Below are 26609 nucleotides of genomic sequence, written 5' to 3'. Positions count from 1 at the left end.
AACACATAGAAACATAGATTTTTTAATATGCAAAAGAGCAGAGAACAAATCTAGATTTGAACACATAGAGACTATATGTCTAATCTGTGGCTAAACTTTTTAAACAAATAGCTATGTGTTTTATCGCAAGTGAAACGCCTTTTTTAGACAAAGAAAAACTATGTTTCTATGTGTTGTTTAAAAATATACCCAAAGTATATAACTTATTATTTCTCATCTTCGGGTAATATAACCTTATTCATTTCGGCTTCTTTTTCAGCTCTTTTCTGTGCTGCTTTTCCTTTCCCAATCGGAATACCGGCGGTTAGATACAAAGATCTGTTATATTGAATAGGAGTTGCATCGCCTTTCAATAAAGGAACTAGTCCGTAATAATATTGAAGAGTAATATTTAAGCCATTTCCGATATTTAAATGATAGCCAATTCCAGCTGCTAAACCCGCATCGATTACATGAAGTTGGTTGCGGATAGTTTTTTTATACGTAACATCATCCTTATCGATTTCTTTGGTAAACCTATCAAATGCAGTAGCAAGAAGTCCCAATTGTGGCCCGGCTTTAACGTAAATTCTATTTTTAAATTGGTATTTGATTAAAATAGGAACGTTAAAATAACGAATTTCGCGATCAACTTTTCCTCCCGCAAAAGTTTCATCAAGTCCTTCATCATTTAATGAGTACACGGGAATATCGTTGGCTCCCATAGGAGATTTTACAATGACTCCAGTATTGATCATCCATGAAGGATTTTTTCTAGAACGAATATCAAAATAAAAGCCGAGATTAAAACCGACATTGGCTCCCGAAGATTCCTGATTGGATATAGAAGAGAAGTTCGCTCCACCTTCAAGTCCAAATTCTAAAAAGGGCGAGTTTAGTTTGTCTCCAAAAATAAGAGATATTAGGACTTGTGATCGAGCTTGATTAAGACCAAAAAGAAAAATCAATATTAGGAAAGATTTTTTCATCATTTACAACTTATAATCCAAATCGATATTGTATACCTCCCAAAGCCTGGGTGCGTGTTCCAAGAAAGCCAATTTCAACCCTAAACATAATATGTTTGTCAAGCTGATATTGTGAGCCAACGATAAAATTCCACATATCTTTCGGACGTTTCTGAAGTGAATACTGAACAGATGATGAATTAGCAGTACTCAAAGCGCCATCCAAAGTAGAAAGAAAATTACCAGCCGTTTCCAAAGCACGGTTTGCGGTATTATGTTTGGCCATATTACCTGGATTTTTTTGTTCCGCTGGCGTTAATCCGTTCCACCAAGTATCTACTTTTTCTTGATTTTCAGAGACTTTTGCAAGACCATTATCCACTTTTGCTTGAGCAGTAGATAAGTCAATAACTTCAGATAAATTTATAGTTCCGTTTGTATTTCCTGCAATATGCACTCTGAAACCGCCAACCCATAAAGCAATATTTTGATCAGGTTTGTGGAGTTTGAACGTTTTTCCTAATCTGGGGCCAAAAACATATGAAAAAGCTGGTTTGTCTAATGCATCAACATCAGTCCAAGCCATATTCATATCAAGAGCCAGCCAGCCACCGCCAATTCCAATCGTAGGAGTCATTCCAAAACCAAAAGTAGTAGCGCTGAAATTGGCTTTGGAGCTGAAATTGGCTACTTCAGACCAATTGTTATCAGCATCTGGAATATAAATGCCAGCATTGATTTTTGTTGAAGGATTTGATTTTCCAAAAATGCCGTAAATATTCAAAAAAGGAAGCAGCCAAATATCCGGACGGATAGTTAATGCTCCAGCTTCTACAGAAGATTTATCGAAACGGACAATTTCATCTAAATTGTGCATTGGACCGTTGTTGAAACCCACTTGCAGATTGCTGATTATGATTTCAGAATCTTGCCAGAAATAATTTAAAGAAAGACCTGCAGAATAGGGAAGCTTATACCCTTTTTTGGCTACTTTTTCTCCCCAAATAGGAAGAGCATAAGGATAATCGGTAACTTTAAGACTGTCTTTGAGTTCCTGATTTTTTTGTCCTACAATTTTTTCGGTGTAAACCTGTGCGGATATTTGAAAACTGCATAAGAATAGAAAGGCTGATATTAGCGATTTACATTTCATTTGTCTGAGTGTTTTTAAAATTAATTAATCGGACTGCGTAAATAAATGTGTACTAATGAATTTCGGCTTATTTTATTGCTTTACAGGTGTATAGGTATTATAACTTGAAAATTGGTTGTGAAGAAATAATGAGTTTATTAGTGTTAAAGTTAATTAAAAAATCGTAACACCTCAGATTTTTTTTGAGAAATTGATTTTGTAATAGAAAGAAAATCAGATAGTTTTGATGAAAATGTTCTTTTAGATGGACAATCGTTTTAAACAATTCCTCTTTTTGTAAAAGAATAAGTATTATTTTTGTTTTCGTGAAATGGATAACAATCATATTATCAATTTACCTGATGGCACTTTCAAATATGCCCTGTGCAGATATGGAAGTGAACAGCGCTATGCATAAAACAGCTCAGTTTGCGTCAGAAGACAATCATTCGCATGATAAAGACAATGATTTATGTTCTCCGTTTTGTGCTTGTAACTGTTGCGGTGCTCAGATTTTAAGTTACCATTCTGCTGTAAGTTTCGAATTTCCTAAGACTTACAGTCAAATTTCAATTCCTTTGCCGAGTTACAATTCTGTTTTTATTTCCGATTTCTACGGAAGTATTTGGCAACCTCCTCAGATAGTATAATGATTATGCCTGTTCGATAAAAATCGGAAACGGGCGAGAGAGTTGTGGACTTTCCACACGTTTACAGACAATTTACTTGTCTAATTTCTCACGTCATTATATATTCAAATGTTAGATAAAATCATTCAGTTTAGTATACGGAACAAATTCGTCATACTATTATTTACCCTTATGCTCATTGCTTGGGGAAGTTATTCGCTTAAAAAATTACCATTAGACGCTCTTCCTGATGTCACCAACAATCAGGTTCAGATTATTACTACTGCGCCAACATTGGCAAGTCAGGAAGTCGAACAATTGATTACTTATCCATTAGAAAGAGCTGTAAAAACAGTTCCAGATATTATAGAACTCCGCAGTATTTCGCGTTTCGGATTATCAGTTGTTACCGTTGTTTTTGAAGATGATGTAGATATTTACTGGGCGCGCGAGCAAATATTTCAGCGTTTAAAACAAGCCGAAGAAAATATTCCAGATTACGTAAATTCTCCCGAATTAGCTCCCATTTCTACAGGATTGGGAGAAATTTACCAATATGACGTCTATGCCAAAAAAGGCTACGAAAACAAATATTCAGCAATAGAGTTGCGAACAATTCAAGATTGGATTATCATTCCGCAGTTACAAGGAATTAAAGGTGTTGCAGATGTAAGTACTTGGGGTGGCAAACTAAAACAATTCGAAATTGCCGTAAACCCAAATATGCTAAACAGTTTAGGCGTTACAATTACCGAAATTTTTGAGGCGCTAGAAAAAAACAATCAAAACACGGGAGGCGCTTATATTGAAAAAGACCAATACACCTATTTCATTCGTGGTGTGGGTATGGCAAAAGGCGTAAAAGACCTTGAAAATGTAGTAGTTAAAAACCGAAACGGTTCGCCTGTTTTGGTTCGCAATGTAGCGCAAGTGCGCGAAGGCGTTGCGTTGCGTTACGGAGCTTCAACAAAAGACGGAAAAGGAGAAATTGTTTCCGGAATGGTTTTGATGCTGAAAGGAGAAAACTCTAGTGCCGTTGTGGATCGTGTTCACGAAAAAATGGTTCAGATTAATAAAAGTCTTCCCGACGGAGTTGTTGCTGAGGCCTTTATTGACAGAGGAAAACTTGTAGATAATTCTATCAAAACCGTCGCTAAAAATTTATTAGAAGGAGCTTTAATCGTGATTTTCGTTCTGATTTTATTCTTAGGAAACCTTCGTGCGGGACTGATTGTCGCTTCGGTTATTCCGCTAGCAATGCTATTTGCTGTTATTTTAATGAATGCTTTTGGCGTAAGCGGGAACTTAATGAGTCTTGGCGCGATAGATTTTGGAATTATTGTCGATGGAGCGGTAATTATCGTCGAAGCTACGATGCATCATCTACAGCAATTCAAAAATAAAAAAGAATTAACACAAGAAGAAATGGATGTTGAAGTTTATAATTCGGCTTCAAAAATCAGGAATAGTGCGGCTTTTGGTGAAATTATCATTCTGATAGTCTATCTACCGATTTTGGCCTTAATTGGAACTGAAGGAAAAATGTTCAAACCAATGGCAATGACGGTTGGTTTTGCGATTATCGGAGCATTCATTCTTTCACTGACTTATATTCCGATGATGAGTGCTTTGTTTCTTTCGAAAAAAACAGAACACAAAGAAAATTTCAGCGACCGCATGATTGCTTGGTTAGAAAGCCATTACACGCCATTATTAAAAAAAGCTTTAGAATTTAAAAAAGTGGTGCTTTCTATTGCAGTCGGATTATTTGCTTTTGCTTTCATCATTTTCCAAAATATGGGAGGCGAATTTATTCCAACAATCGAAGAAGGTGATTTGGCCATCAATGCCACAATTATGACAGGAAGTTCGCTTACGCAGATGGTTGAAACAACAACAAAATACGAACAGATTCTGAAAGCCAAATTCCCCGAAATCAAAACTATCGTGACCAAAATAGGAAGTGGTGAAATTCCGACCGATCCAATGCCAATTGAAAGCGGGGATTTGATTATTGTTCTAAAAGATAAAAAACAATGGAAAGGCAAATACCATAATTGGGAAGAGCTCGCTAATGCAATGAAAAAGGAAATGGAAATTATTCCGGGAGCGAATATCGAGATTTCACAGCCGATTCAGATGCGCTTTAATGAATTAATGACAGGAAGCCGGTCTGATATTGCAATCAAGATTTTTGGTGACGATTTGGAGATTTTGGATGCCAAAGCGACGGAATTGATTTCGAAAATAAAAGGAATTGAAGGCATCGGGGATTTAAAAGCAGACAAAGTAACGGGATTACCGCAAATAACAATCAAATACGACTATGATAAAATTGCCCTTTACGGACTGAATATTTCCGACATCAATCAAATTATTCGTTCGTCTTTTGCGGGAGAAGTTGCCGGAAAGATTTACGACGAAAGCAAAAGATTTGATGTAGTGGTGAGAATGGACGAAAACAATCGCGCAGATATTACAGACGTTAGCAATTTGTTTGTTCCGCTTCCGAACGGTCAGCAAGTACCGCTTTCTCAGGTGGCTTCTGTTGAATACGAGCAAGGTCCGGTACAGGTCATTCGCGAAGACGGAAAAAGACGAATCACAGTCGGATTAAATGTCCGAGGAAGAGATATAAAAAGTGTGGTTGAAGAAATTCAGATAAAATTGGATAATAGTTTTAAACTTCCTGCGGGTTATTATGTGACATATGGCGGGCAGTTTGAGAATTTAATCGAAGCTTCAAAAAGACTTTCGGTTGCCTTGCCAATTGCTTTGGGACTTATTTTGGTTTTATTGTACTTTACTTTCAAAAGTGTAAAACAAGCTTTGCTGATTTTTACTGCAATTCCGTTATCGGCAATAGGTGGAGTTTTTGCGCTTTCGCTGAGAGGAATGCCGTTTAGTATTTCTGCCGGAATTGGTTTTATCGCTCTGTTTGGAATTGCAGTTCTTAACGGAATTGTACTGATTTCGTATTTCAATCAATTAAAATCAGAAGGCATTTTAGATCCGTTTCAGAGAATCCTTATCGGAACCAAAACTCGATTGCGTCCGGTTTTAATGACGGCTGCCGTTGCTTCATTAGGATTTCTACCAATGGCATTATCGACAAGCGGCGGTGCAGAAGTGCAGAAACCTTTAGCTACGGTAGTTATCGGCGGATTAATATCTGCAACATTATTGACCTTAATTGTTTTGCCCATTCTGTATTTAATGCTGGAGAAGTTTAAACGTGGTAGAATTGGTGAATGAGAGAATTAGGTAATTAGATAATTTATTACTGTGTATAAAATAATTTCTCTCGCAGATTCAGCAGATTTCGCAGATTAATTTGAAAAGAAAAAATCTGCTAGATCTGCAAAATCTGCGAGAGACAAAAAAAGATTTTCACGCAGATTTAAACAGATTAAAGGAGATTTAATTTTGATTTTAATGAATAAAAATCTGCGTTTATCAGCTTAAATCTTTTTAGAATCTGCGTGAAACAAAAAAATATAAAAATGAAAGAGTTACTATATAATAATTTAAGAAAAATAAACTTTGCGGACTTCGCGCTTCCTTTGCGAACTTTGCGGTTAAGTGCATTTCTATTATCAAGTATTGTTATTTCAGCACAACAATCTATTAGTCTTGAAAAAGCAATAGAACTTGCTAAATCAAACAACATTGACTTAAAAATTGCCGATAAAGAAATCGAGAAACAAACCGTTTTAAAGAAAGCTGCTTTTCAGCCCGATCCACTTCAAGTTCAGTATCAAGGCGGACAGTTCAATAGTATCGATTATGATCATAATGTGTCTGTACAGCAGTTTTTCCCATTAGGAAACATAACCAAAGCCAATCGACAATTACAGGAAGAACTGGTAAAATTAGCCGAAAAACGAAAAGCATTATCATCATATGAAATAGAAAAAGCAGTGACTTTGGCGTATTGCCAATATTTGTATGGCGTTTCAATTCAGAATCTTAATTCAGAATTGAATGCTATTTACACTAAATTTCTAAAGAATGCCGAACTCCGCTTTAAAACTGGAGAAAGCGGCAATATTGAAGTTATAAGCGCCAAAGCCAAAGTAAAAGAAATAGAAACCCAGAAAGTACAATTGGAATACGATTTGGCAATTTATCAGAAACAATTGCAATTTTTCATTCAAACAGACGAAAACATTGTTCCGGACCAAAACACTGTTTTGCAGTATGCTTTTGTCGAAAATCAGGAGAACACAAAAGCCGAGATTTTGATGACCGATTTTTACCAACAGCAAATTTCGGTTTATCAAAAAGAAGCAGGGACTTTTAAAGCATTGCGTACACCAAAAGTAGGTTTAGGGTATTTTGCCCAAACGATTAATACTCAATCGCTCTTTCAAGGGTTTACGGCAGGTTTGCAGATTCCACTCTTTGGAGGTGTTAATACAACCAAAGCAAAAGCAGCTGAAATTGGTATTTCGCAGTCTCAATTGGCTTTAGACAGAAACAAAATAATACTGAACTTGCAGAAAGAAGAATTGAGGAACAACTTTCAAAAGCAACAAAAAAACTTAGATTATTATCAAAATGAAGGATTGCAATATGCGAATCAAATCATTGAAACGGCGCAGAAAAGTTATGCCAATGGCGATATGAGTTACTGGTCTTATATCAGTTTCTTAAATCAGGCAATTGATATTAAAAAACAATATGCAGAAGCCACACATAGCTACAATCAAAGCGCGATCGAACTTCAATTCCCAACCATCAAAAACAATTAATCATGAAAAACATATTCAGTTATTTAACAGCAAAGGACGCAAAGAGATTTTCGCAAAGAGCGCAAAATTTAATTTCCTTGCGTGCCATGCGCTTTATCCTTGCGTGCCTTGCGGTTACCCTAATCGCATGCAACGAAAAGAAAACAGAAGAATCTCATGAAGAAGAAAAATCCAGTACAGAAGTTGCTCTAACTGCTTCTCAATACAAAACTGTAGGAATTGAAACAGGATTTGTTGAAGATCGAAATCTGAATAAAATCATTAAAGCAAATGGTTACACTACAGTTCCACCTCAAAATTCGGCAGAAGTTTCGACATTGATTGGCGGAACGATAAAAGACATTTATGTTTTAGAAGGAACATTTGTAAACAAAGGAAAAGTTTTGGCAACAATCCAGAATCTGGAAGTAATCGAAATGCAGGAAGAATATCAGTCGGCAACCGCGAATGTTGAATATCTGCAATTGGAATACAACCGCCAAAAAACCTTGAGTGAAGAAAATGTAAATCCGAGAAAGACTTTTCAGGAAGTAAAAGCCAAATTAGCAGCCGAAAAAGCCCGCGCGCAAGCCGCAAAAAACAAGTTAGATGCTTTGCACGTCAGCACAAAAGGAACAATATCAGTTGTACCGATTGTTTCGCCAATAAATGGTTATGTTGGAAAAATAAATATTGCTAAAGGTGCTTTTGCCAATACAGGAGTTTCGCTTTTTGAAGTGGTAGACAACAGTCAGATGCATTTGGATTTGAATGTTTATGAGAAAGATTTGGGTTCTATTTCGATTGGTCAGGTAATTGATTTTGTGTTAACGAATCAGTCGAATAAATCGATTAAAGGAAAGATTTTCGGAATCAATAAATCTTTTTCGAATGAAAGCAAAACCGTTGCCGTTCATGCTAAAATTGAGCCTGCTGATGCAAAAGGTCTGATTCCGGGAATGTATGTTTCGGCAAATATTAATATAACCAATACAACAGTTCCCGCTCTTCCAAAAGATGCCGTAGTTCGAAATGCTGATAAATATTTTGTTTTCATTCAGGAAGAAAGACATGCAGAAGAAAAACACGAGCACAAAAAAGGGGAAAAAGAAGAAACTCATGAAGAGGAAATTCATTTTAAAGCAGTAGAAGTAATTCCGGGAACAACAGATTTAGGTTTTACAGAAATCAAATTTGTAGATAAAACAAATTCTGATGCCAAAATCGTTACAAAAGGCGCTTTCTATTTATTGTCTGCGATGAAGGGCGGGGGAGAGCATACTCATTAGGAGGTGGTTTTGCCACGAAGGCGCTAAGGCACTAAGATTTCTAAGTTTTATTAAAATAATCTCGCAAAGACGCGAAGTCGCAAAGTTTTTCAAATAAAGAATAAACGAATTATTTGTCAGAGATGACATAAAATGAGAAAACTTCGCGATTCTGCGACTTTGCGACTTTGCGAGATTGATTCGATGCAGTTAAAAAAAACTTCGTGCCTTAGCGCCTTAGTGGCAATAAACTTTACCACAAAATGCGTAAATTTAGAGCATTATTTAAACAAAACTTCAGGCATCAAAAACTTGAAACCTGAAACCTGAAACTAAAAGAATGATACATCAAGATAAAGAAGTAAAACATATAAAAAATAAAACAAAACCTTCCTGTTGCTGTTCGCATGATGAGCCCGTACATTCAGAAAATGATGGACACAATCACGATGGACATGACCACGAACATAATGTAGAAGGAAGTCTTTTTAAACTATTTCTGCCGTCAATCCTATCTTTTGTTTTATTGATTATCGGGATTGGTTTTGATAATTATTTTCCGCAAAATTGGTTTACGGGTTATGTTAGGATTGTGTGGTATGCGATTGCGTATCTTCCGGTTGGATTTCCAGTTCTACGAGAAGCTTATGAAAGCATTGTAAAAGGAGATGTTTTCTCGGAGTTTTTCCTCATGTGCATTGCGACAATTGGTGCGTTTGCCATTGGCGAATATCCCGAAGGTGTTGCTGTAATGTTGTTTTATACCATTGGAGAAACTTTTCAGGGAATGGCAGTTAACAAAGCAAAATCGAGTATTAAAAGTCTATTGGATCAGCGTCCAGATGAGGTGCATGTTTTAGAAAACAATGTAGCTGTAAAAGTTAAAGCTAAGGACGTTCAGATTGGAGCAGTTATTCAGCTAAAAGCAGGAGAAAAATTAGGCTTGGATGGAGAATTATTATCCGATTCGGCTTCGTTTAATACAGCGGCTTTAACCGGGGAAAGCAAACCTGACACCAAAAAGAAAGGCGAAACTGTCTTGGCCGGAATGATAAACGGAAATACGATTGCCGAAGTAAAAGTAACAACAGCTTACAACGACAGTAAACTGTCTAAAATTTTGGAGTTGGTGCAAAACGCTACAACCAAAAAAGCCCCAGCAGAATTGTTCATCAGAAAATTTGCCAAAATCTACACACCTATTGTAGTGTATCTAGCAATTGCAATTTGTTTGATTCCGATGCTTTTTGTAGCCAATTATGTTTTTAGCGAATGGCTGTATAGAGCTTTAGTTTTCTTGGTTATTTCCTGTCCTTGTGCTTTGGTTATCAGTATTCCGCTTGGTTATTTTGGTGGAATTGGTGCTGCAAGTAAAAACGGAATATTATTTAAAGGAAGTAATTTTTTGGATAGCATTTCGACAATTCAGAATGTGGTGGTAGACAAAACAGGAACCATGACCGAAGGTGTTTTTAAGGTTCAAGAAGTTGTTATAAAATCTGAATTTGATAAAGACGAAATTTTAAATCTGGTTAATGCTTTAGAAAGCAGAAGCACGCATCCTGTGGCAACGGCAATTCATAATTATGTTGGAAAAATCGATTCTTCGATAGAATTAAAAGAAATTGAAGAAATTTCGGGTCATGGTTTAAAAGCTATTTTTAATGGAAAAAAACTGTATGTGGGGAATTTTAAATTGCTCGATAAGTTCAATATTCCTTATGATATCAATCCGTCTTCAATAGTTTATACCACAATTGCAATTGCTTACGAGGGTAAATTTGCAGGTTATTTAACGATTGCCGACGAAATTAAAGAAGATGCCCAAGAAACAGTTGCTAAACTAAATTCGTTAGGTGTAAAACTGACCATGTTAAGTGGCGATAAAACCAATGTGGTTCAGTTTGTGGCTGATAAACTCGGAATTAAAAAAGCTTTTGGAGATTTGCTTCCAGAAGATAAAGTCAATAAAGTCAACGAAATTAAAGCTAAAAATGAAACTATTGCTTTTGTGGGAGATGGCGTAAACGATGCGCCAGTAATTGCTCTTAGTACTGTCGGAATTGCAATGGGAGGCCTTGGGAGCGACGCTGCAATTGAAACTGCCGATGTGGTTATTCAGGATGATAAACCAAGTAAAATTGCAATGGCAATCAATATCGGAAAACAAACCAAAAAGATTGTTTGGCAGAATATCATTTTGGCTTTCGTTGTAAAAGCTTTTGTTCTGATTCTAGGCGCCGGCGGACTTGCGACAATGTGGGAAGCTGTTTTTGCTGATGTAGGTGTTGCATTGTTGGCAATTTTGAATGCAGTTCGAATTCAGAGAATGAAGTTTTAAAACCAATGTAGGTCAAAAATCCCCTAAATCTGCCCAATCTGCGAGAGATAAAAAAAATTTCACGCAGATTGGGCAGATTAAAGCAGATTTAATGTTGATTTTAATAAATAATAATCTGCGTTTATCAGCTAAAATCTTTTTAAAATCTGCGTGAAATAAAATTACAAGTCAGTAAAATGTTTTATCGCTGATTCCACATATTTTTGAATGCTGTGAGAATTCAGAAGATGAAGTTTTAGAAAACATTGTAAGGTAAAAATCCCCTAAATCTGCCCAATCTGCGAGAGATAAAAAAAATTTCCCGCAGATTGGGCAGATTAAAGCAGATTTAATGTTGATTTTAATAAATAATAATCTGCGTTTATCAGCTAAAATCTTTTTGAAATCTGCGTGAAATAAAATTACAAGTCAGTAAAATGTTTTATCGCTGATTCCACATATTTTTGAATGCTGTGAGAATTCAGAAGATGAAGTTTTAGAAAACATTGTAAGGTAAAAATCTCCTAAATCTGCCCAATCTGCGGGAAACAAAAAATAATTTTCTCGCAGATTTAGCAGATTTGGCAGATTTAATATTGATTTTAATAAATAATAATCTGCGTTTATCAGCTTACATCTTTTTTAAATCTGCGTGAAATAAAATTACAAAGCAAACAAAATAATTTTCTCACAGATTCCGCATGCTGTGATAATTCAGAAAATTAATTTTTAAAAAACCAATCTAAGACAAAAATCTCCTAAAATCTGATAAATCTGCGAGAGATAAAAAAAAGTTTTTTCACGCAGATCTAATATAGATTAAAGCAGATCTTAATTTAAATTATAATCTGTGATTATCAGCTTAAATCTTTTTGAAATCTGCGTGAAATAAAATTACAAAGCCAGTAAAATAGTTTGCTCGCAGATTCCGCAGATTGAGGGGATTTTAGTGGATTAAAATTTCAAATCAATTGTATTTTCATCATTTTCCAAAGTAATTTTTACAGGATTACTTTCTGATTGAATTTGTGTTGGATACCAATTTCGCTTCGGTTGTACTAGAATCAATAAACCATCATGATTGCCAATTGCAGAAAATTTTTCAGTATTTGTGTTTTGAGAAAAGAAATGAAGTCCGTGTTCTTTAACTAGTTGATTTCCTAATTCTAATGGACTTTCGGTTACAATTCCGATTTCACTGATGTTTAGTATTGAAGCTGTATTGAATTCGCCGATTTTGGTATTATTGAGATCATGTCGTGCAATGAATTCCAATAAATTTCCATTATGATCGAAGAAATAAACGGAGTGTGCATTCCAGTTCTCAAAATGAGTAACTACGCTTTTATCTTCTAAAATAATCAATTCTATTGTGTCTTTGCACCACTCAATAGCCTTTTCTAGTTGATTTGCTGGAATATTAAAAGCAAAATGATATATCGAATTAAAGTTTTGATCTTCAACAAATTTTAAAATAGAAGCTCCTGCTTGAAATGTAATTGATTTTTGGTCATTTTCCAGAATAGTTAGTCCGAATACATTTTGATAGAATGCTTTCGTTTTTTGAATATCGTTTGTTTTGATTTGAATCTGATCTATTTTCATAATTGTATTTTTTAATAAAGCAAATTTCCTTTTTTGCTTTAAACAAATTTAAAAAATCGATGCTTGATAATGATTATAACGCCATTTTATACTTCGATGAAAGTATAGTAAATTACTATTTTAAATAGTTCTGACGATAAAAAAAGTCCGTTTCATATGCTTGAAACGGACTTTGTATTTTAAGTAAAAAGGTTTATGCCATATCAATCAGTCCTCTTTTTAGGACATAGTGATCATCATTTTTTACCAGAAAAAATTGAGCTGCAAATCCAGAAGGTTCCCCTAGATAAGTTAAACTCACATCAAAATATCTTGAATTTCCATTTTCATCAGCCCACATAAAATCATCCAAAATATCTAAGTTTCCTAACCATTCCAAATTAGTAAGCCATTCTTTTCCTTCAAAAGATTCGTCTTCGGCAATTTCGTGTATAAGATAATGATCTCGCCAAATTACATGAATAGATTCTTCCCAGTCGTTATACAAATGATCTACACTATTTTTGGCATTTTCTAGTTCTCCTTTTTTTAAATAAGCAAAAAAAACTTCAACTGCCCTTTGAGCTTCCACTTCTGTTGGTTTTTCTTTCCAGGTTTTAAATGTTGTCATAAAATCTTAGTTTATATTGTTGATATTGGGGTATTCAAATTCTTTCAGTGGCATAAAAATATGTAATTTTCTATTGATATACATTGCATTGCAAATTATAGTGTAAATATTTTTCTACTTAAAGTAAAAAGAGTGTTTAGCCTTTGGTTTAAACAAAAAAGCCCGTTTCAATTAAGAAACGAGCTTTAGAGATTTGTATATTTTTGGGGCAATTTACAAATCATTTATTTTGCTGAGGTGAATCATGATTATGTCCTTTTTTTCTCAGTTCGACTAATTCGGGATTATATTTAAAACCATATCTAAGAAGTTCTTGCGTAGGCATCGTTTTTAACTCTTCTTTTTTTAATTCTAAAAACAACTTATCTCTAAGATTTTGAATTTCAGATTTTACTTTTGGATCATTATTGAGAAACAATTCTTGAAGACGATAAGGCATTTTTATATTCAGTTTTTTGGCTAAAGCTAAAATCTCGTTTTCACTCATCCATGTATGGTAACCGACTCTTTTCCAAGTATAGTTGATTCTAAGTCCGGCAATTCTGGCAGCATCATTATCTTTAAATTCAGCTATTAGAACAACACCTAGAGAGTCCCTATAGTTTTTTATTCTGCCAGGAATAAATTTATAATCTGTAAACGTTTTTTCATAAATATCCTTCGGTATGTTTATTTTAAAATTTTCATCTAAATATTTGTATTTATAACCTAAGAAGTCAATCTTTACCAAAGAATCATTTTTCTTGTTTTTTTCTTGCAAAATCTGCTGTATTTGTTCTTGTGAAAATACTGAGCCACTACATAACAAAATGGTAATTAGAATGTATAATGATTTCATAAAAAAAAGTTTTTAAATTTATTTATTTCGGCATTTCTGGTACCATCATTCTTCGTGTCGGCGTGCTTAAGGTTTCGATGAAAGCTAATAAGTCGCTGATTTCTTCTTTGCTTAAATCTAATTTTCGAAGCATAGGATCCGATTTTGGAATTAGAGAATCTCTTGCAGTTCCTAAATATTTTTTCTGAACAGGAGACGGATTTCCTAAATTGTACAATTCTACAACATCCAATAAAGTAGGGAAGTGTCCGTGATGCATCCAAGGTTTTGTGTTTACCACTTCACGAAGTGTCGGCGTTCTGAATTTACCAATGTCTTTTACATCTTTCGTCACGTTATAACGTCCGAAATCTTCATTTTTTGTGCCGAATAAAGTCTGCCCGTCATTATGAAACTGATTATCGCTGAAATATGGCGTATTATGACAATTGATGCATTGCGCTTTGGTTCTGAATAAATGAAGACCTTTTACTTGTTGATCCGTATAAATATCTGATTTTCCACTCACAAACTGATCAAATTTGCTTTTCGGACTATTGATGGATCTTTCGAAAGTTGCAATGGCATATTGAATCCTCTCCAAAGTCACTTTTTTGTCTCCAAAAGCAGCTGCAAACAAAGAATTGTAGCCTTTTATTTTAGCGATTTTGTCAACGGCAATTGTCAGTTTTTCATTCATTTCCAAAGGATCCTGAACAGGAAATTGCGCTTGATCTTCTAAACTTGAAGCACGTCCGTCCCAAAATAGGGAAGTTGCATATGCCGAATTTAGAATCGTCATCGAATTGCGTTTTCCTGTCTGACGGTCATGTCCAAAAGAGCGTGTCAAGTTATCTGTCCATCCTAATTCCGGATTATGACAAGAAGCACAAGCAATTTGCCCGCTTTTAGACAACCTCGGGTCAAAAAACAATATTTTCCCCAAACTTTCTTTTTCCTTCGAATACGGATTGTAAGCAGGATAAGGCACCGCAGGAAGCACTCCAATATCCTGAAATTTAGTTTTATCAATGCTCTCATGTAATTCGGCAGTAGGCCATTTTGAAGCATCGCCGTTGGAATACAATTTTCGGAGTTCCTGAATATCGATATAATCAGGATTTTCCACGCTTTTATAAGCCGTTAAGCTGAGCAGGAAAAGAATAGGAAAGATTAGCTTTTTCAATTTTTTGCTTTTTGTTTTTTTGATTTGTTTTTTTTTGATTTGTTGGAAGTTTCAGGTTTCAAGTTTCACTTTCTGTTGCAACCTGAAACTTGAAACCTTTTTTACACTCCAAAAGCTTTGTCAAAGTTTTAAACTTTGACAAAGCTCGATAGGATTTTTTTGTTTTAGGTTTCAAGTTGTCAGAAAACGTAAAACCTGAAACTTTAAACCTGAAACCTGAAACAACTTTATAGCGTAACTTCTTTAGGACAATCGATGCTTAAAGCTGCTGGTTTTGGATAGGTTCTGTTATTGTACATTCTATATTGTGCTGTAACAGTTCCTCCAAACAATGCTTCATTAGTCAATTTTAGTTCAAAAGTAATTTCGAATAGACCAGTACTAATTTCTTTATAAGTTCCTGCTCCTGAAATAGCAATAATATGGCTGTTTCTATTACTTCCGGTGATGGTAATGTATTGTGGAATGACCAGTACATTTCCATTCGTTTTACTGTTTCCGTTTTCAGGGAAAAACTCTAAAGCTGATGTAATATTGAATCCAGGAGAATTTGCTGCAGTTGTGCTTTCGTTAGAAAACCATCTTTTTAGGTTGAATGAATTTGTTGTATTGGTTCCAGATGCTACGTTAAAACCAATTCTGAAGGCATCGTGATATACATCATCATTTGGATCTGCGGTTCCTTTATCGCTGTAAAGAATAGCATTTTCATGATCTTTTGTAACCACAACTGGGTAAGTAAAGGCGTTATAAGCCTGCCATGCGCAAACTCCACTTCTGTCAAACCATGTTTCACCATACGTAAGGTAAAATTGATTTGTTAAATCATAAAACTTAGATGCCGGATTTGCATTAATATCTCTTGAACTCTTAATTGGTTTTACAATTTGCATTATGGTGTTTCCAGTTGCAGTATAATCTCCTGCATTGACTAATGAGATAGATGTTTCATAATATACATCATCGTTTTGAATGTCTTCTAAAAGCGTAAAATGATAGGTAACAGAATTGCTGTTTTCTTTAAATTCATCATGAGTTATAGAATAACTAAAGCCGTCCAAAGATTTAAATATTTCAAGATTTTCCATTTCAGAAGGGAAGTATCCATTAGGAAAATTAACATTAAAATCAAACTTTTCTCCAGCTTCTCCTTTTAGAACAAATCGGTTTACCGGAAAAGTATAGTTAGTAGCAATAGCTCCCAGATCAATTTTGAAAACATCATTTTTATTTTCATTCAAATTTCCAATATGAACATCTGGATTTGATACCGTTTCAAGTTTAAAAGTGATGTTTTGATTTTCCTTCCATCTTTTGTCAAAAGAAACAAAAATAGTATCTGTTAATTTATTTCCTTTAAAAACCAGCTCATTTATTGGATCTATTCTAAAACCCTCTTTGTCACCAGATATTGTAGTACTGAAATTAGCTGTAACCGTTTCATTTAGAGAATAAGCTGTTAGTGCAACAGGAACTTTTAATGTTTTTATAGATTTATTTACATAATTTGACTGAGCAACCAGACCGCCATTTGATGCAGGATATTCTAACGGTGCATTGTCGCTCTTTACCAAAAAGTTAAATCTCAGGTGCGGTTCTACTTGTGAACCCAGTTTATAATCGTCTTTAGAACACGAAATTATAAATAACGTGGTCAGGACTAGTATGCTGAATAACTTAATACGATTCATTTTGCTGTAAGTTTTCATTAAGATTAGTATTAAAAAGTGGAATTGGTAAAACAAATTTTAAAGACGGATAGCTAATGCTACAATTGTTTGAAACACAACCATCATTTCTAGTAATTCCCATTTGATTACGAGTCAAATCAAAAAAGAACTGACCTTCAAAACATAATTCTTTTCTTCTTTCCAAAAGAATATCTTCTTTTAAATTAGCAGTACTGGTAAGTAATGTAGCATTGGCGCGAGCACGAATGATGTTTATATCTGCCAGTGCAAGATCTGGTCGGTTATTTTGGAATGCGGCTTCTGCACGTATAAGATACATTTCGCTTAGTCTAAAAACTACATAACCGGCATTGCCCTGATATTTTCTGGTAAAACTATAGTTCATATCTCTACGTACGCCATTTACTAAAGTAGACAAAGGAGCTGTTACAAATAATTGTTTTCTAATGTCATTATTTTCATATAAATTTATTAGGTCATTTGAAGCCACATATCTTGCATAAATTGATCCATCATATCCAAAATACGAAGACATTGATGACGAGACAGTACCTTCAGCATCTTTCGAAACAGAAAATTCCATTAATGTTTCAGAGAGAGGCAAATCTGGTTCAGACCATTGTGCTACCAAATTAGAAGAACTTACTAAAGTGAAACCGGAATTCGTGATTACATCATTTGCTGTTTCATAAGCATTAGTCCAATCTCTTTTGTTAAGATACACTCTTGCAAGCAATGCTTTGGTATTGTTTTTATTGAAAAATGAATAAGAAGGACCAGCCAGAGAAGAAGTGTCAGAATAATTCTCTAAAGCACTTTTTAAATCATTTATAATCAAATCATACGTTTCAGCAGCCGTTTTTCTTGCCGGATATGTAACTCCAGATTTGATAGATTCTGTATTGTAAACAATTCCTGGATGTGAGGCGTTTGGAGTATACCCATAATTTTGGCTGTATACTAATGCCAATAGAAAATGTGTATAGGCTCTTATAGTCAAAGCCTCTGCCTTAATTTTGTTTTTTTCAGTCTCAGTTGCATCAGGCAATGAAGGGGTATGTTCTAAAATTAAATTAGCCTGATTAATAATATCATAACTTTCGTCATAGAATAGCTTAAAATTACTCGTCTCTGCTAAATCTTCAAATGAATACAGTTCTCTTACATTTAAAGGAGCTGTAATTTGTCCAGTGGAGGAAACAGGACTGAATTTGATGTTTCCTCCTTGTAAATCAGAATACACCGCAAAACGCTCTCCTCTTACATTTTCTTCTAGATTTCTGTAAAGTCCGTTTAATGCTCTTAGAGCACCTTGTTTATTCTGGAAAAGTTCGTCGATAGAAGTTCTTAATCCCGGTTCTTGCTCTAAAAAGTCGCTGCAACTTTGTACTGAAAAAATCAGTAGAGCAATTGTTATATATTTTAAATATTTCATTTTCTTAAAATTTAGCATTAACACCAAGTGAAATTGTTCTAGCCTGAGGATAAGTGTAGCTGAACTCTCTTATTCCATTCATGCCTTTTGGGCTTTTTTCTTTGTACCAATATGCTACGTTAGTAGCGTCTACAAATACTTTAAGGGCATCCAGAAATGAATTTTTCAGTGGTACATTATAACTTAAGTTTACATTGCTCAGTCTTACATAAGTAGCATCATATACAAATTTGCTTAGATTTGCTACAACAGGATTATTTGTAACTGCTGGCTGCGAAACTATGTCTCCAGGATTTCTCCAGTGATCGTAAGCATTCACAGATAGGTTTCTGTCACTTGTATTTGAATATTTATCAATAAGAACATCCTGAGCAAGGAAATCACCTCCAATTTGGAAATCACCTCTAAAAGATAAAACCAGATTGTTATAAAAAGAAAAACTATTGTAAAAACCACCATAGGCATCCGGTTGTCTATCTCCAATAGGTTCCCAGTCAGCTATAGTATATAAGGATCTGTAGGTCATGATATCGTATACTTTACCATCTTTTTCTACAAGGTTTCTTCCTGTTGCAGGGTCAATTCCGACCCAGTTTATCCCCCAGATTGTAGTAGTGCTGTGACCAATTTTTTGGGCAAGTGCCACTTCGGCTGTAGAATAATCACTTCCTAGACCTTTTAAGGCTGTTACTTTGTTTTGTATAGTAGAAATATTAAAAGACGTAGTCCATTTAAATGCGTTGCTAGTTATCCATTTAATGCGGGTTGAAAACTCAAAACCTCTATTATACATGTCGGCAGCATTTAACTGAAGTGAACTGTAACCCGTTTCAGTAGGAATATCTCTTGTTGTAATCAAGTCGCTTAGAGCGTTGTAATAATATTCTACCGATAATTCTACACGTTTGAAAACATTAAAATCGATTCCGCCATTAAATTTAGTGTTCTTTTCCCAACTCAAACTGCCATTTGGAGCCAAATCAGCTGTTGCGCCATCTAAGCCATTATAACCGTTTTGTTGCAGGTTGTATAAACCTTTAGAACGGTAAGAACCAATTCTTGAATTTCCTGTTGATCCGTAACTGGTCTTTAGTTTTAAGAAATCAATCCAGGTATTCTTGTCAAGAAATTTCTCGTTGCTTATAATCCAGCTCGCTCCGGCACCACCATTTAGTGCAACGTTTGAATCGACACCAAAAACAGAACTTTCATCACGACGGAAATTAGCAAGGAAATAATAACGTTTTTTATAATTGTAGTTTGCCTGAGCAAATGCTGAAACTCTGGAATTATAGCTAATGTCATTACCAAAAGTCTGATTACTTTTTGATTCATCTTGTGGTGTATTCGGATTGTCGTCCCTAATAGCATCAGAGATGGCATTGATTTTATACGGATTTACAAACCCTAAGGCAGACTGATAATTGAAATTGGTTTTGTCTTCTGCAAGTTCAAAACCAACAACACCATCAATACCGTGGTTTTCATTCAGTTGTTTTTCAAACAAGAGCTGTCCCTGCCAGTTCCATTTAGTTGAATTTCTTTGATTTATAAGTCGGCGTCCCCATCTTGGATAAATAATACCGTCTAAAGTAAAATTAGTAAGGAATCTTCCGCTTTCATTTTCTGCAGAAAAATAACGATCCTGCTCTTTGTCTGTATAATCAATACCAAAAAGAGTTGAGAATTTTAAGGCTTTACTAAACTGATAATTCAAATTTAAGCTTCCTAAAATTCCGTAAGTATTGCTTTCATTTTTATTCTGTTCAATCGCTGCAAGAGGATTTCCTCTAGTGATGCCGCTTGATCCTAAGAAAGAATAAGAACCATCTTGATTATAAGGAGATAAAGTAGGAAGGTAAGCAAAAGTATAGAAAATATTAGGAGCATGCTTTTGTACATAACTCGGATTAAGCATTAAATTAATGTCCAGTTTCTTATGATTGAACCCAAGATTAATTCCTGCATTTAACTGTTTAGTGTCATTACCAAACTGGGGTTCATCAATTTTTGTATAACTGATATTGGTTCGATATGAAAACTTTGAAGTAGCTCCCGACACATTAAAATTGTATTTATTGTAAACTCCAGTTCTGTTTAATAAACTGAACCAGTCTGTGTTAACACCATTATATGGAGTTAAGGCAGTTCCTGGAGAAGTGTTTTTTATGAATTCATTACGCAATTCATTATACTGTTCGCCATTTAAATATTTAATTTGGTTAATCGCAGAAGAAATACCCAACTGATTAGAGAAGCCAAATTGAGTTTTTCCTTTTTTACCTTTTTTGGTAGTGATTATAATTACACCATTAGCTCCATCTGCACCATAGATACCAACAGCTGCCGCATCTTTTAAAACCGAAAGACTTTCGATATTTTCTGGTGCAATTTTCATTAACGGATTTGAAAAATCTTCAGAAGCATCTCCGTTTCCGCTAAAAAAGTTGCTGTCAATTCCAAATTCTTCACTCATTACAACACCATCAATAATAAAAAGAGGTTGTGTTGAAGTTCCAGTTTTTGCATTTGTAAAGGAAGGAAGTGTTCCCTGACCACGAATATTAATTTTTACCGGACCTCCAACTCCAGAAGTGTTTTCTACCAAAACTCCTGCAACTTGTCCAGTAATCATTTTGTCAAAACTTTCAGATGCTTGTTCTACAGCAATATCTTTTGCTTGTAGAGTTGAAATACTTCCTACAATTTCTTCTTTTAATTTGGTAGTTCCGTAAGACGAAGTTACAATTACAGGATTTAATTCGTCTACAGCTTCTTCAAGGAAAAAAGAAAATAGTTTTTTGTCTCCTGCTTTTTGTGATTGCGTATGCATTCCTAAAAATCCAACTTCAAGTATAAGATTTGGAATATCATTTCCGGTTAACTGGTAAACAAATTTTCCGTTAAAGTCTGTGATAGCGCCCATACCGCCATTTCCCATTCCTTTTATGCGAACGGTTGCGCCTGGAAGTGGCAATTTACTTTTAGCGTCGTAAACAATGCCGCTTATAAATCTTTCTTTTTCCTGAGGGTCTGCCTCAGATAAATCAAGTGTTTTGCTAGTTAATAAAACCTGCTTCTTCTGAATGTAATACGAGATGTTGGTGTCTTTCAGCAACTGCTTTAAAACAGTTTCTAAAGTCGCATTATTAATGTCTAAATCGACCAGCTGTTCGGCATCGATTTTTCTGGCATTATAAATTATTCTAAAATCGCTTTGTTCCTCAATTGATTTGATAATTAAGCTTATAGGCTGATTTTTGGCGTGTATGGTAATTAATTTATTCTGCGAAAATCCTTTAAATCCGGATATAAAGAGTGCTAAGAAAAACAGAATTTTTCTTAAAACGGGTGATATCGAAAATGTCATGTTTATTTATTTATCGTGGATTGGTAATGGTAATTGTTTTTTGTTCAATTGAATAATGAAATGGCGTGTCTCGTTTTAGAAGATCTAAAATATTCTCTACGCTAGATTCGCTGATTTTTATCGTTCCAGTAAAATTCTGTCTGGCCAAGTCAGAATTTTGATTGATAATCTCAACGTCGTAGGTACGCTGAATAATCTTGGCGATGGTAGAAAATGGGGTGTCTTTAAATGCTAATTCCCCTTTTGTCCAAGCATTGTAAAAGGCTGTATCAACATTTTTTAAAGTAATTTTTTTCGAATTGCTCATCCATGTTGCCATTTGGTTTGGCTCAAGAATGATAGAATTCGAAGGATTTGAGGTTTCGTACATCGCAATGCTTCCTTCAATTAATGTACTGTTAACGGTAGGATTTTCAGGATAGGCGCTGATATTAAATTTTGTTCCCAAAACCTTAATGTCAACCTGATCAGCATTTACAATAAATGGATGGTTCTTGTCTTTTGCTACTTCAAAAAAAGCTTCTCCGCTTAGATATACGTTTCGATTTCCGTTAACCCCAAACTGTTCGGGATAACGAAAAGTAGTGCCGGAATTTAAACTCACAATTGTTCCGTCTGAAAGTGTAATTTTAAAGCGTTTGCCGTATGGAATTGTCAGCGTATTGTATTTCACATTAGCGTCAGCAACTTTTCCAAAATAGACAATTTGATTAGGGAATTTTTTAGCCACTAAAACTCCTTTGTCATTTAAAAGTACGGTCTGATTTTTTTGGGAATAATTTTCTGAATGGCCGTCACCAAATTCCAGAACAATTTCTTTTGCATCTTTTGTTTTTTCAGTAAACAACAAAATCGTCGATCCTAATCCGACAAAAATTAAAAATACGGCAACATAGCGCATAAACTGTCGCATTTTATTTTTTGGTTTCATAGAGATTACCGGAACAGCATCTAGTTTTATATCGTCTGTCAAAGCATTGAGTACCCATGCTTTTTTTGCCGTTATAAACTGTTGCTTATTTTCTTCCGATGCTTCAATCCATTCAAAAAGTGCCTGTACTTCTTGTTCTGAAGCTTCGTTTGAAAGGTATTTGTTAAGTATTTCTGATGTCATAAATGCGTTTTAAATCTTCTCGCCATAGTAAGTACACTTCAGAATTAAAATACCCTACCTTTTATTCTTAATTATTATAAATAAGAATAAAAATCAAGAACATATAATCCGAAAGTTTGGTCTTTAAAATCTTCAAAGCCTTTGTCATATGGGCTTCGACAGCTTTTAAGGTCACTTGCATTTCTTCTGCGATTTCTGCGTTTTTTTTATTTTCGAAACGTTTTTTTATAAAAACTTCTCTAGTTTTTGGAGGTAAATCGTTTACAGATTCTTGAATGATACGTTCTAATTCGGTTAATTCTAAGGTGTCAAAATGAATCGAGTTGAGGACTTCAATATCTAGTTCTCTTTCTTTTTGGTTTAGGTGATCGTTTTTAAATTTATCCTTTACCTTATTATGACGGATTAAATTTAAACATCTCGATTTGGCATACGTAAACACGAAAGCTTTGATTCCGTTAATAGAATCAATATTTTCTCTGCTTTGCCACAAGTGAAGTAAAGCCTCTTGAGCCAGATTTTCGGCTTCATCGGCATCGTAAATAAACTGAATGCTGAACGATTGGATTCTTCTAAAATACTTATCATAGAAAAATTTAAAGGCAGTTTCGTCTCCTTCCTTAAAGGATTTGAAAAGATTTAATTCGAAACTGTCATTGTTGTTCATCAAACAAAATTTACTTAGAGAAAGCAATATTAAGTAAATTTTAAAAAGTACTTCGATTTGCTCAGAAAGCGGCAAATATAAAAGTTTATTTATATTAATTCTAAATAAAATATAATTATCGAATGTTTTGAGAAATTTTATTCAGAAAAGGTTTGATTTAAACCACAAAGACGCATTTTTTTGATTTATTTGGTTCTACAAAATGCAAAGTTCGCAAAGCTTTTTCTAAAAACTTTGCGAACTTTGCGCTGTCTTCGCAGTAAAAAAACTGTAAAAAAGAAATTATGTAGTTTTCATGAAATTCCGCCATCCAAAACCAATCAATAAAAGATTGAAAAGCAACAATGGTAAAAATGCTTTTAGAAAACTAATTTCTGTTCTATCATTAAATGTTTCTACTTTGAAATTTTCCCACTTTTGTTGGTCTACAGGCGAATTGTCAAAGATTTTAGGATAGAAATGCAATCTTAGTTTTTCGTGAAATTTTGTAGTTTCTTTCAAAAACAAAAGCTGGTTTCGCAAATCTGATTTCGCAATTTCATTTAATTGAATTTGGGTGTGAAGCGTTGGAATAAACTGTGCAATCAATTCACTGGCACGGTTTCGCTGTTGCAGTTTACTTTCTAGTTCCTTAGACTGAACCGCAGATTCGTCGTCGCCCATTTGCTGCATTGCATAATACCAAAGCCAACTGAATTCTTTTTCAGGCAAAGTGTATTTTTTAAACTGCGGATAATGCTTATAGAACTTTTCCATTGTTTCATTTTTATCTATGTCCCATTTTTCGTGATAGGCATTTCGCTGTGTAAGGGTTAATTCTAAAGCCTCAGGAACTTTGTATTTGTTGATGATATATGTATTAATTCCAGCAGGAAGAATTATAATCAGAAATAGCCAAATCGTTAATAAGATAACAGCATTGAAGTTCGAATTTTTCTGAAGCGAAACAATGAAAAAACAAATCGCAAACCAAAACAAAAGGTATAAAACAGCAATTCCGTAAAAAATAGCAAATGATTTGTCAATCGGAATCTTAAGCAATACAACTGCGGCTAAAAGTACCAAAGTTAGAAGAGCAATCAGACTCAGGATTCGAACATAAAACTGTTTGATGATGTAAAAAAAGGTGTTTGGACTTTGTACGGCGACTATTTTCCAAGTTCCTGATTCTTTTTCTTCGGAAATAAGATTGTATGAAAAGGCAATAATCAAAAGAGGGAAGAGGTACAAAAGCACAAAGCTAAAATCGATATTTCCAGCTAGAAGATTGCTCGGATTATTGAGTTCCGAATCGTATTTTTGCCCTTCCAGTCCGCGAATTGTCACACTTTGAATCGACGGATTAACATCGCGCTGTCCTATAGCTAAGCTATTTATAGGGAGCGTTTTATTGACTAATGAAAACTTGATATAATATAATAAAAGCCCGATTTCATCTTTATGAAATGCGGCATTTCTGGCAATATGTTCTTTTTGATAAACCGCAGCTTCTGCAATATTTTTTTCTTGTTTTTGCTGAAACTGTTGTCCAATTAAAAGGCTTACAAAGCTAATAATCAGCAAAAATAATAAGCCGGCTTTGGTTCCTTTCGAACGTATAAAATTTTTAAATAAGAGTTGTAACATAATTATACTACTTTAAGTTTTTTTGAAGCAAAAAGGATCAGAACAAAAAAGAATGTAATCCAAAGCACGATTGAAATAATCGAAATAATTTCGGTTTTTAAAACAGCAGCAATTCCTTTTGGTTCGTAATGAAAATCTTCTACATCTGCCCAATGTTCTTTGCCAATTGTTAGCGGTTTGTCATTTGGTCCAGGCTTTTTATTACTGATGTATTTTACTTGAAGCGCATTCATTTTCTGCGCCATATTGTAACGGTAAACTTCTGCCTGTTTCTGAAAATCGATGTACGAATCATAATCTGTGTTGGATAATCCCATTGACAAATTCTTCATTGCGATATAAGGATTCAGGAATGAAACGGCTTTTGAGAAACTGTTTTGCTTCGCATAAATGTGCAGCAATTCTTCCAAATGCTGGTTGTAGATGTTAGAGCTGATTCTTTCGCCTTCGGTCATAATAAATCCAGAATAATTAAAAGGCAATTTCTGTACAGAGTCGACTTTGTAAACTCGTAGTAAAGAGTCTTTTATTGCTTTGTAATGAATATCATTCGGATTATGGCTGTCACCTTGTTTTAAGATATCTTTTTCAATATCGCTTCCAAACTGTATTTTAGACGGTGCTTCATACAAGTAAGCGCCAATCGCCTGTGTTGTTCTTGGAAGAATAATGGTAAAAATCAACCAAATTCCGATTAATGAAACCAGTGCTTTTTTGGATGTTTTGCTTGATGCCGAAACCAAAACGGCTGTGACGCAGAAAAACAGTAGATAAACGAAATGGAAAAAGATAAAAAGAATCATTTTGATGATTTCGTCTGTTGTGATACTGAAATTCTGAAGCAACAGCCAAATGAAAACCAATACAATTATGGTCGGAATAAAAATGATCATAACGACACTTGCAATTCCGAGTGTTTTCCCGGTCAAAAGCTGTTTCCAGCTTACACCTTGGCTTAAAAAGATTTTTAAGGTACCATTTTCTCTTTCGTGTGCAACCGAATTAAATCCGATGAAGAAAATCAATAATGGCAATAAGATTTGCAAAACCATTGCAATGCTGATTTCACCAAAACGAAGCATGCTGTTAGAAAAACCAGCTTCAGAAAAATTGGCAGTATTTTGTTTATGAGCTTCAAGAAAAATGGCATTTCCGAAGAAAGGTTCCATTCCAAATTCAAAAACACTTAAAGAAGAACTTTTTCTAAAGGCAAAATTCCCGTAATGTGCCATACGATGCGGATTTTTGTCTGGGTTTTTTAGCCAGTCTTCTCTAGATTCGTGTTGGTATTTTTCACTGGTTTCATTCTGGTTGCGGTAATTGTCCCAACCCGAAAAAGCGGCATACAACAACAACAGCCCGATAAAAATGGTTATGATGTAAATAGCAGCATTTTTAAAAACGGAGTTTCGAAAATGTCTGGCTATTAGGAATTCTGTTTGTAATAATTTCATATAAA

At 34.6% G+C, this 26609-nt stretch carries 18 protein-coding genes; 5 read left to right on the top strand and 13 right to left on the bottom strand.

What is annotated here, in order from left to right:
* Positions 1–206 precede the first annotated feature (206 nt).
* Both ACFFLS_RS21990 and ACFFLS_RS21985 read right to left on the bottom strand, forming a co-directional pair.
* The gene (locus ACFFLS_RS21990) at positions 207–971 is read right to left on the bottom strand and encodes a porin family protein (RefSeq protein ID WP_379687489.1); all 765 of its coding nucleotides are present in this window, start codon (positions 969–971) and stop codon (positions 207–209) included.
* A gap of 7 nt (positions 972–978) precedes the next feature.
* Positions 979–2100 carry a hypothetical protein gene (locus tag ACFFLS_RS21985; RefSeq protein WP_379687487.1) on the bottom strand — a complete coding sequence of 374 codons (1122 nt, stop codon included), beginning with the start codon at positions 2098–2100 and terminating at the stop codon, positions 979–981.
* A gap of 305 nt (positions 2101–2405) precedes the next feature.
* Between ACFFLS_RS21985 and ACFFLS_RS21980 the strand changes: the two genes are divergently transcribed.
* The 5 genes from ACFFLS_RS21980 to ACFFLS_RS21960 all read left to right on the top strand — a co-directional run bounded on the left by ACFFLS_RS21980 (position 2406) and on the right by ACFFLS_RS21960 (position 11050).
* Positions 2406–2729 (top strand): DUF6660 family protein, encoded by a 324-nt coding sequence (locus ACFFLS_RS21980; RefSeq protein ID WP_379687485.1) that lies wholly within the window; start codon positions 2406–2408, stop codon positions 2727–2729.
* A gap of 108 nt (positions 2730–2837) precedes the next feature.
* Positions 2838–5963 (top strand): efflux RND transporter permease subunit, encoded by a 3126-nt coding sequence (locus ACFFLS_RS21975; RefSeq protein WP_379687484.1) that lies wholly within the window; start codon positions 2838–2840, stop codon positions 5961–5963.
* A 248-nt stretch (positions 5964–6211) separates the two neighbouring features.
* Positions 6212–7462 (top strand): TolC family protein, encoded by a 1251-nt coding sequence (locus ACFFLS_RS21970; protein WP_379687482.1) that lies wholly within the window; start codon positions 6212–6214, stop codon positions 7460–7462.
* A 2-nt stretch (positions 7463–7464) separates the two neighbouring features.
* On the top strand, positions 7465–8730 hold the full coding sequence (locus ACFFLS_RS21965; protein ID WP_379687481.1) for an efflux RND transporter periplasmic adaptor subunit: 1266 nt from the start codon (positions 7465–7467) through the stop codon (positions 8728–8730).
* Positions 8731–9049: 319 nt separating this feature from the next.
* Complete coding sequence (locus ACFFLS_RS21960; RefSeq protein WP_379687479.1) at positions 9050–11050, top strand: heavy metal translocating P-type ATPase; 2001 nt, start codon at positions 9050–9052, stop codon at positions 11048–11050.
* Positions 11051–11983: 933 nt separating this feature from the next.
* Here ACFFLS_RS21960 and ACFFLS_RS21955 read toward each other — a convergent pair.
* From ACFFLS_RS21955 to ACFFLS_RS21905, 11 genes are all read right to left on the bottom strand, one after another.
* Positions 11984–12634 carry a VOC family protein gene (locus tag ACFFLS_RS21955; RefSeq protein WP_379687477.1) on the bottom strand — a complete coding sequence of 217 codons (651 nt, stop codon included), beginning with the start codon at positions 12632–12634 and terminating at the stop codon, positions 11984–11986.
* Between the two features lie 193 nt (positions 12635–12827).
* Positions 12828–13244 carry a hypothetical protein gene (locus ACFFLS_RS21950; protein WP_379687476.1) on the bottom strand — a complete coding sequence of 139 codons (417 nt, stop codon included), beginning with the start codon at positions 13242–13244 and terminating at the stop codon, positions 12828–12830.
* Between the two features lie 220 nt (positions 13245–13464).
* On the bottom strand, positions 13465–14082 hold the full coding sequence (locus tag ACFFLS_RS21945) for a hypothetical protein (RefSeq protein ID WP_379687474.1): 618 nt from the start codon (positions 14080–14082) through the stop codon (positions 13465–13467).
* Between the two features lie 22 nt (positions 14083–14104).
* Positions 14105–15247, bottom strand: coding sequence for a cytochrome-c peroxidase (locus ACFFLS_RS21940; protein WP_379687473.1), 1143 nt, complete (start codon positions 15245–15247; stop codon positions 14105–14107).
* A gap of 227 nt (positions 15248–15474) precedes the next feature.
* Positions 15475–16938: a hypothetical protein gene (locus tag ACFFLS_RS21935; RefSeq protein ID WP_379689651.1), complete on the bottom strand. Its 1464-nt coding sequence runs from the start codon at positions 16936–16938 to the stop codon at positions 15475–15477.
* Positions 16925–18373, bottom strand: a complete 1449-nt coding sequence (locus ACFFLS_RS21930) for a RagB/SusD family nutrient uptake outer membrane protein (protein WP_379687470.1) — start codon at positions 18371–18373, stop codon at positions 16925–16927. Before ACFFLS_RS21930 ends, ACFFLS_RS21935 begins: the two co-directional genes overlap by 14 nt.
* 4 nt (positions 18374–18377) lie before the next feature.
* Positions 18378–21743, bottom strand: a complete 3366-nt coding sequence (locus ACFFLS_RS21925) for a SusC/RagA family TonB-linked outer membrane protein (RefSeq protein WP_379687469.1) — start codon at positions 21741–21743, stop codon at positions 18378–18380.
* Between the two features lie 10 nt (positions 21744–21753).
* Positions 21754–22857, bottom strand: a complete 1104-nt coding sequence (locus ACFFLS_RS21920; RefSeq protein WP_379687468.1) for a FecR family protein — start codon at positions 22855–22857, stop codon at positions 21754–21756.
* Positions 22858–22924: 67 nt separating this feature from the next.
* The gene (locus ACFFLS_RS21915) at positions 22925–23524 is read right to left on the bottom strand and encodes an RNA polymerase sigma-70 factor (protein WP_379687700.1); all 600 of its coding nucleotides are present in this window, start codon (positions 23522–23524) and stop codon (positions 22925–22927) included.
* Between the two features lie 282 nt (positions 23525–23806).
* A complete protein-coding gene (locus tag ACFFLS_RS21910; protein ID WP_379687466.1) occupies positions 23807–25150 on the bottom strand; it encodes a DUF3526 domain-containing protein in 1344 nt (447 codons plus the stop codon).
* A gap of 2 nt (positions 25151–25152) precedes the next feature.
* The gene (locus ACFFLS_RS21905; RefSeq protein WP_379687465.1) at positions 25153–26604 is read right to left on the bottom strand and encodes an ABC transporter permease; all 1452 of its coding nucleotides are present in this window, start codon (positions 26602–26604) and stop codon (positions 25153–25155) included.
* Between the last annotated feature and the right edge of the window lie 5 nt (positions 26605–26609).

The organism is Flavobacterium procerum, from assembly GCF_042431625.1.
GTDB lineage: Bacteria > Bacteroidota > Bacteroidia > Flavobacteriales > Flavobacteriaceae > Flavobacterium > Flavobacterium procerum.
This window is presented reverse-complemented; position numbering and strand designations above follow the sequence as displayed.

Coding starts and splice junctions, on each gene's coding strand:
- ACFFLS_RS21990 (WP_379687489.1), bottom strand. CDS start 971: ATGATGAAAAAATCTTTCCTAATATTGATTTTTCTTTTTGGTCTTAAT.
- ACFFLS_RS21985 (WP_379687487.1), bottom strand. CDS start 2,100: ATGAAATGTAAATCGCTAATATCAGCCTTTCTATTCTTATGCAGTTTT.
- ACFFLS_RS21975 (WP_379687484.1), top strand. CDS start 2,838: ATGTTAGATAAAATCATTCAGTTTAGTATACGGAACAAATTCGTCATA.
- ACFFLS_RS21970 (WP_379687482.1), top strand. CDS start 6,212: ATGAAAGAGTTACTATATAATAATTTAAGAAAAATAAACTTTGCGGAC.
- ACFFLS_RS21965 (WP_379687481.1), top strand. CDS start 7,465: ATGAAAAACATATTCAGTTATTTAACAGCAAAGGACGCAAAGAGATTT.
- ACFFLS_RS21960 (WP_379687479.1), top strand. CDS start 9,050: ATGATACATCAAGATAAAGAAGTAAAACATATAAAAAATAAAACAAAA.
- ACFFLS_RS21955 (WP_379687477.1), bottom strand. CDS start 12,634: ATGAAAATAGATCAGATTCAAATCAAAACAAACGATATTCAAAAAACG.
- ACFFLS_RS21950 (WP_379687476.1), bottom strand. CDS start 13,244: ATGACAACATTTAAAACCTGGAAAGAAAAACCAACAGAAGTGGAAGCT.
- ACFFLS_RS21945 (WP_379687474.1), bottom strand. CDS start 14,082: ATGAAATCATTATACATTCTAATTACCATTTTGTTATGTAGTGGCTCA.
- ACFFLS_RS21935 (WP_379689651.1), bottom strand. CDS start 16,938: ATGAATCGTATTAAGTTATTCAGCATACTAGTCCTGACCACGTTATTT.
- ACFFLS_RS21930 (WP_379687470.1), bottom strand. CDS start 18,373: ATGAAATATTTAAAATATATAACAATTGCTCTACTGATTTTTTCAGTA.
- ACFFLS_RS21925 (WP_379687469.1), bottom strand. CDS start 21,743: ATGACATTTTCGATATCACCCGTTTTAAGAAAAATTCTGTTTTTCTTA.
- ACFFLS_RS21920 (WP_379687468.1), bottom strand. CDS start 22,857: ATGACATCAGAAATACTTAACAAATACCTTTCAAACGAAGCTTCAGAA.
- ACFFLS_RS21915 (WP_379687700.1), bottom strand. CDS start 23,524: ATGAACAACAATGACAGTTTCGAATTAAATCTTTTCAAATCCTTTAAG.
- ACFFLS_RS21910 (WP_379687466.1), bottom strand. CDS start 25,150: ATGTTACAACTCTTATTTAAAAATTTTATACGTTCGAAAGGAACCAAA.
- ACFFLS_RS21905 (WP_379687465.1), bottom strand. CDS start 26,604: ATGAAATTATTACAAACAGAATTCCTAATAGCCAGACATTTTCGAAAC.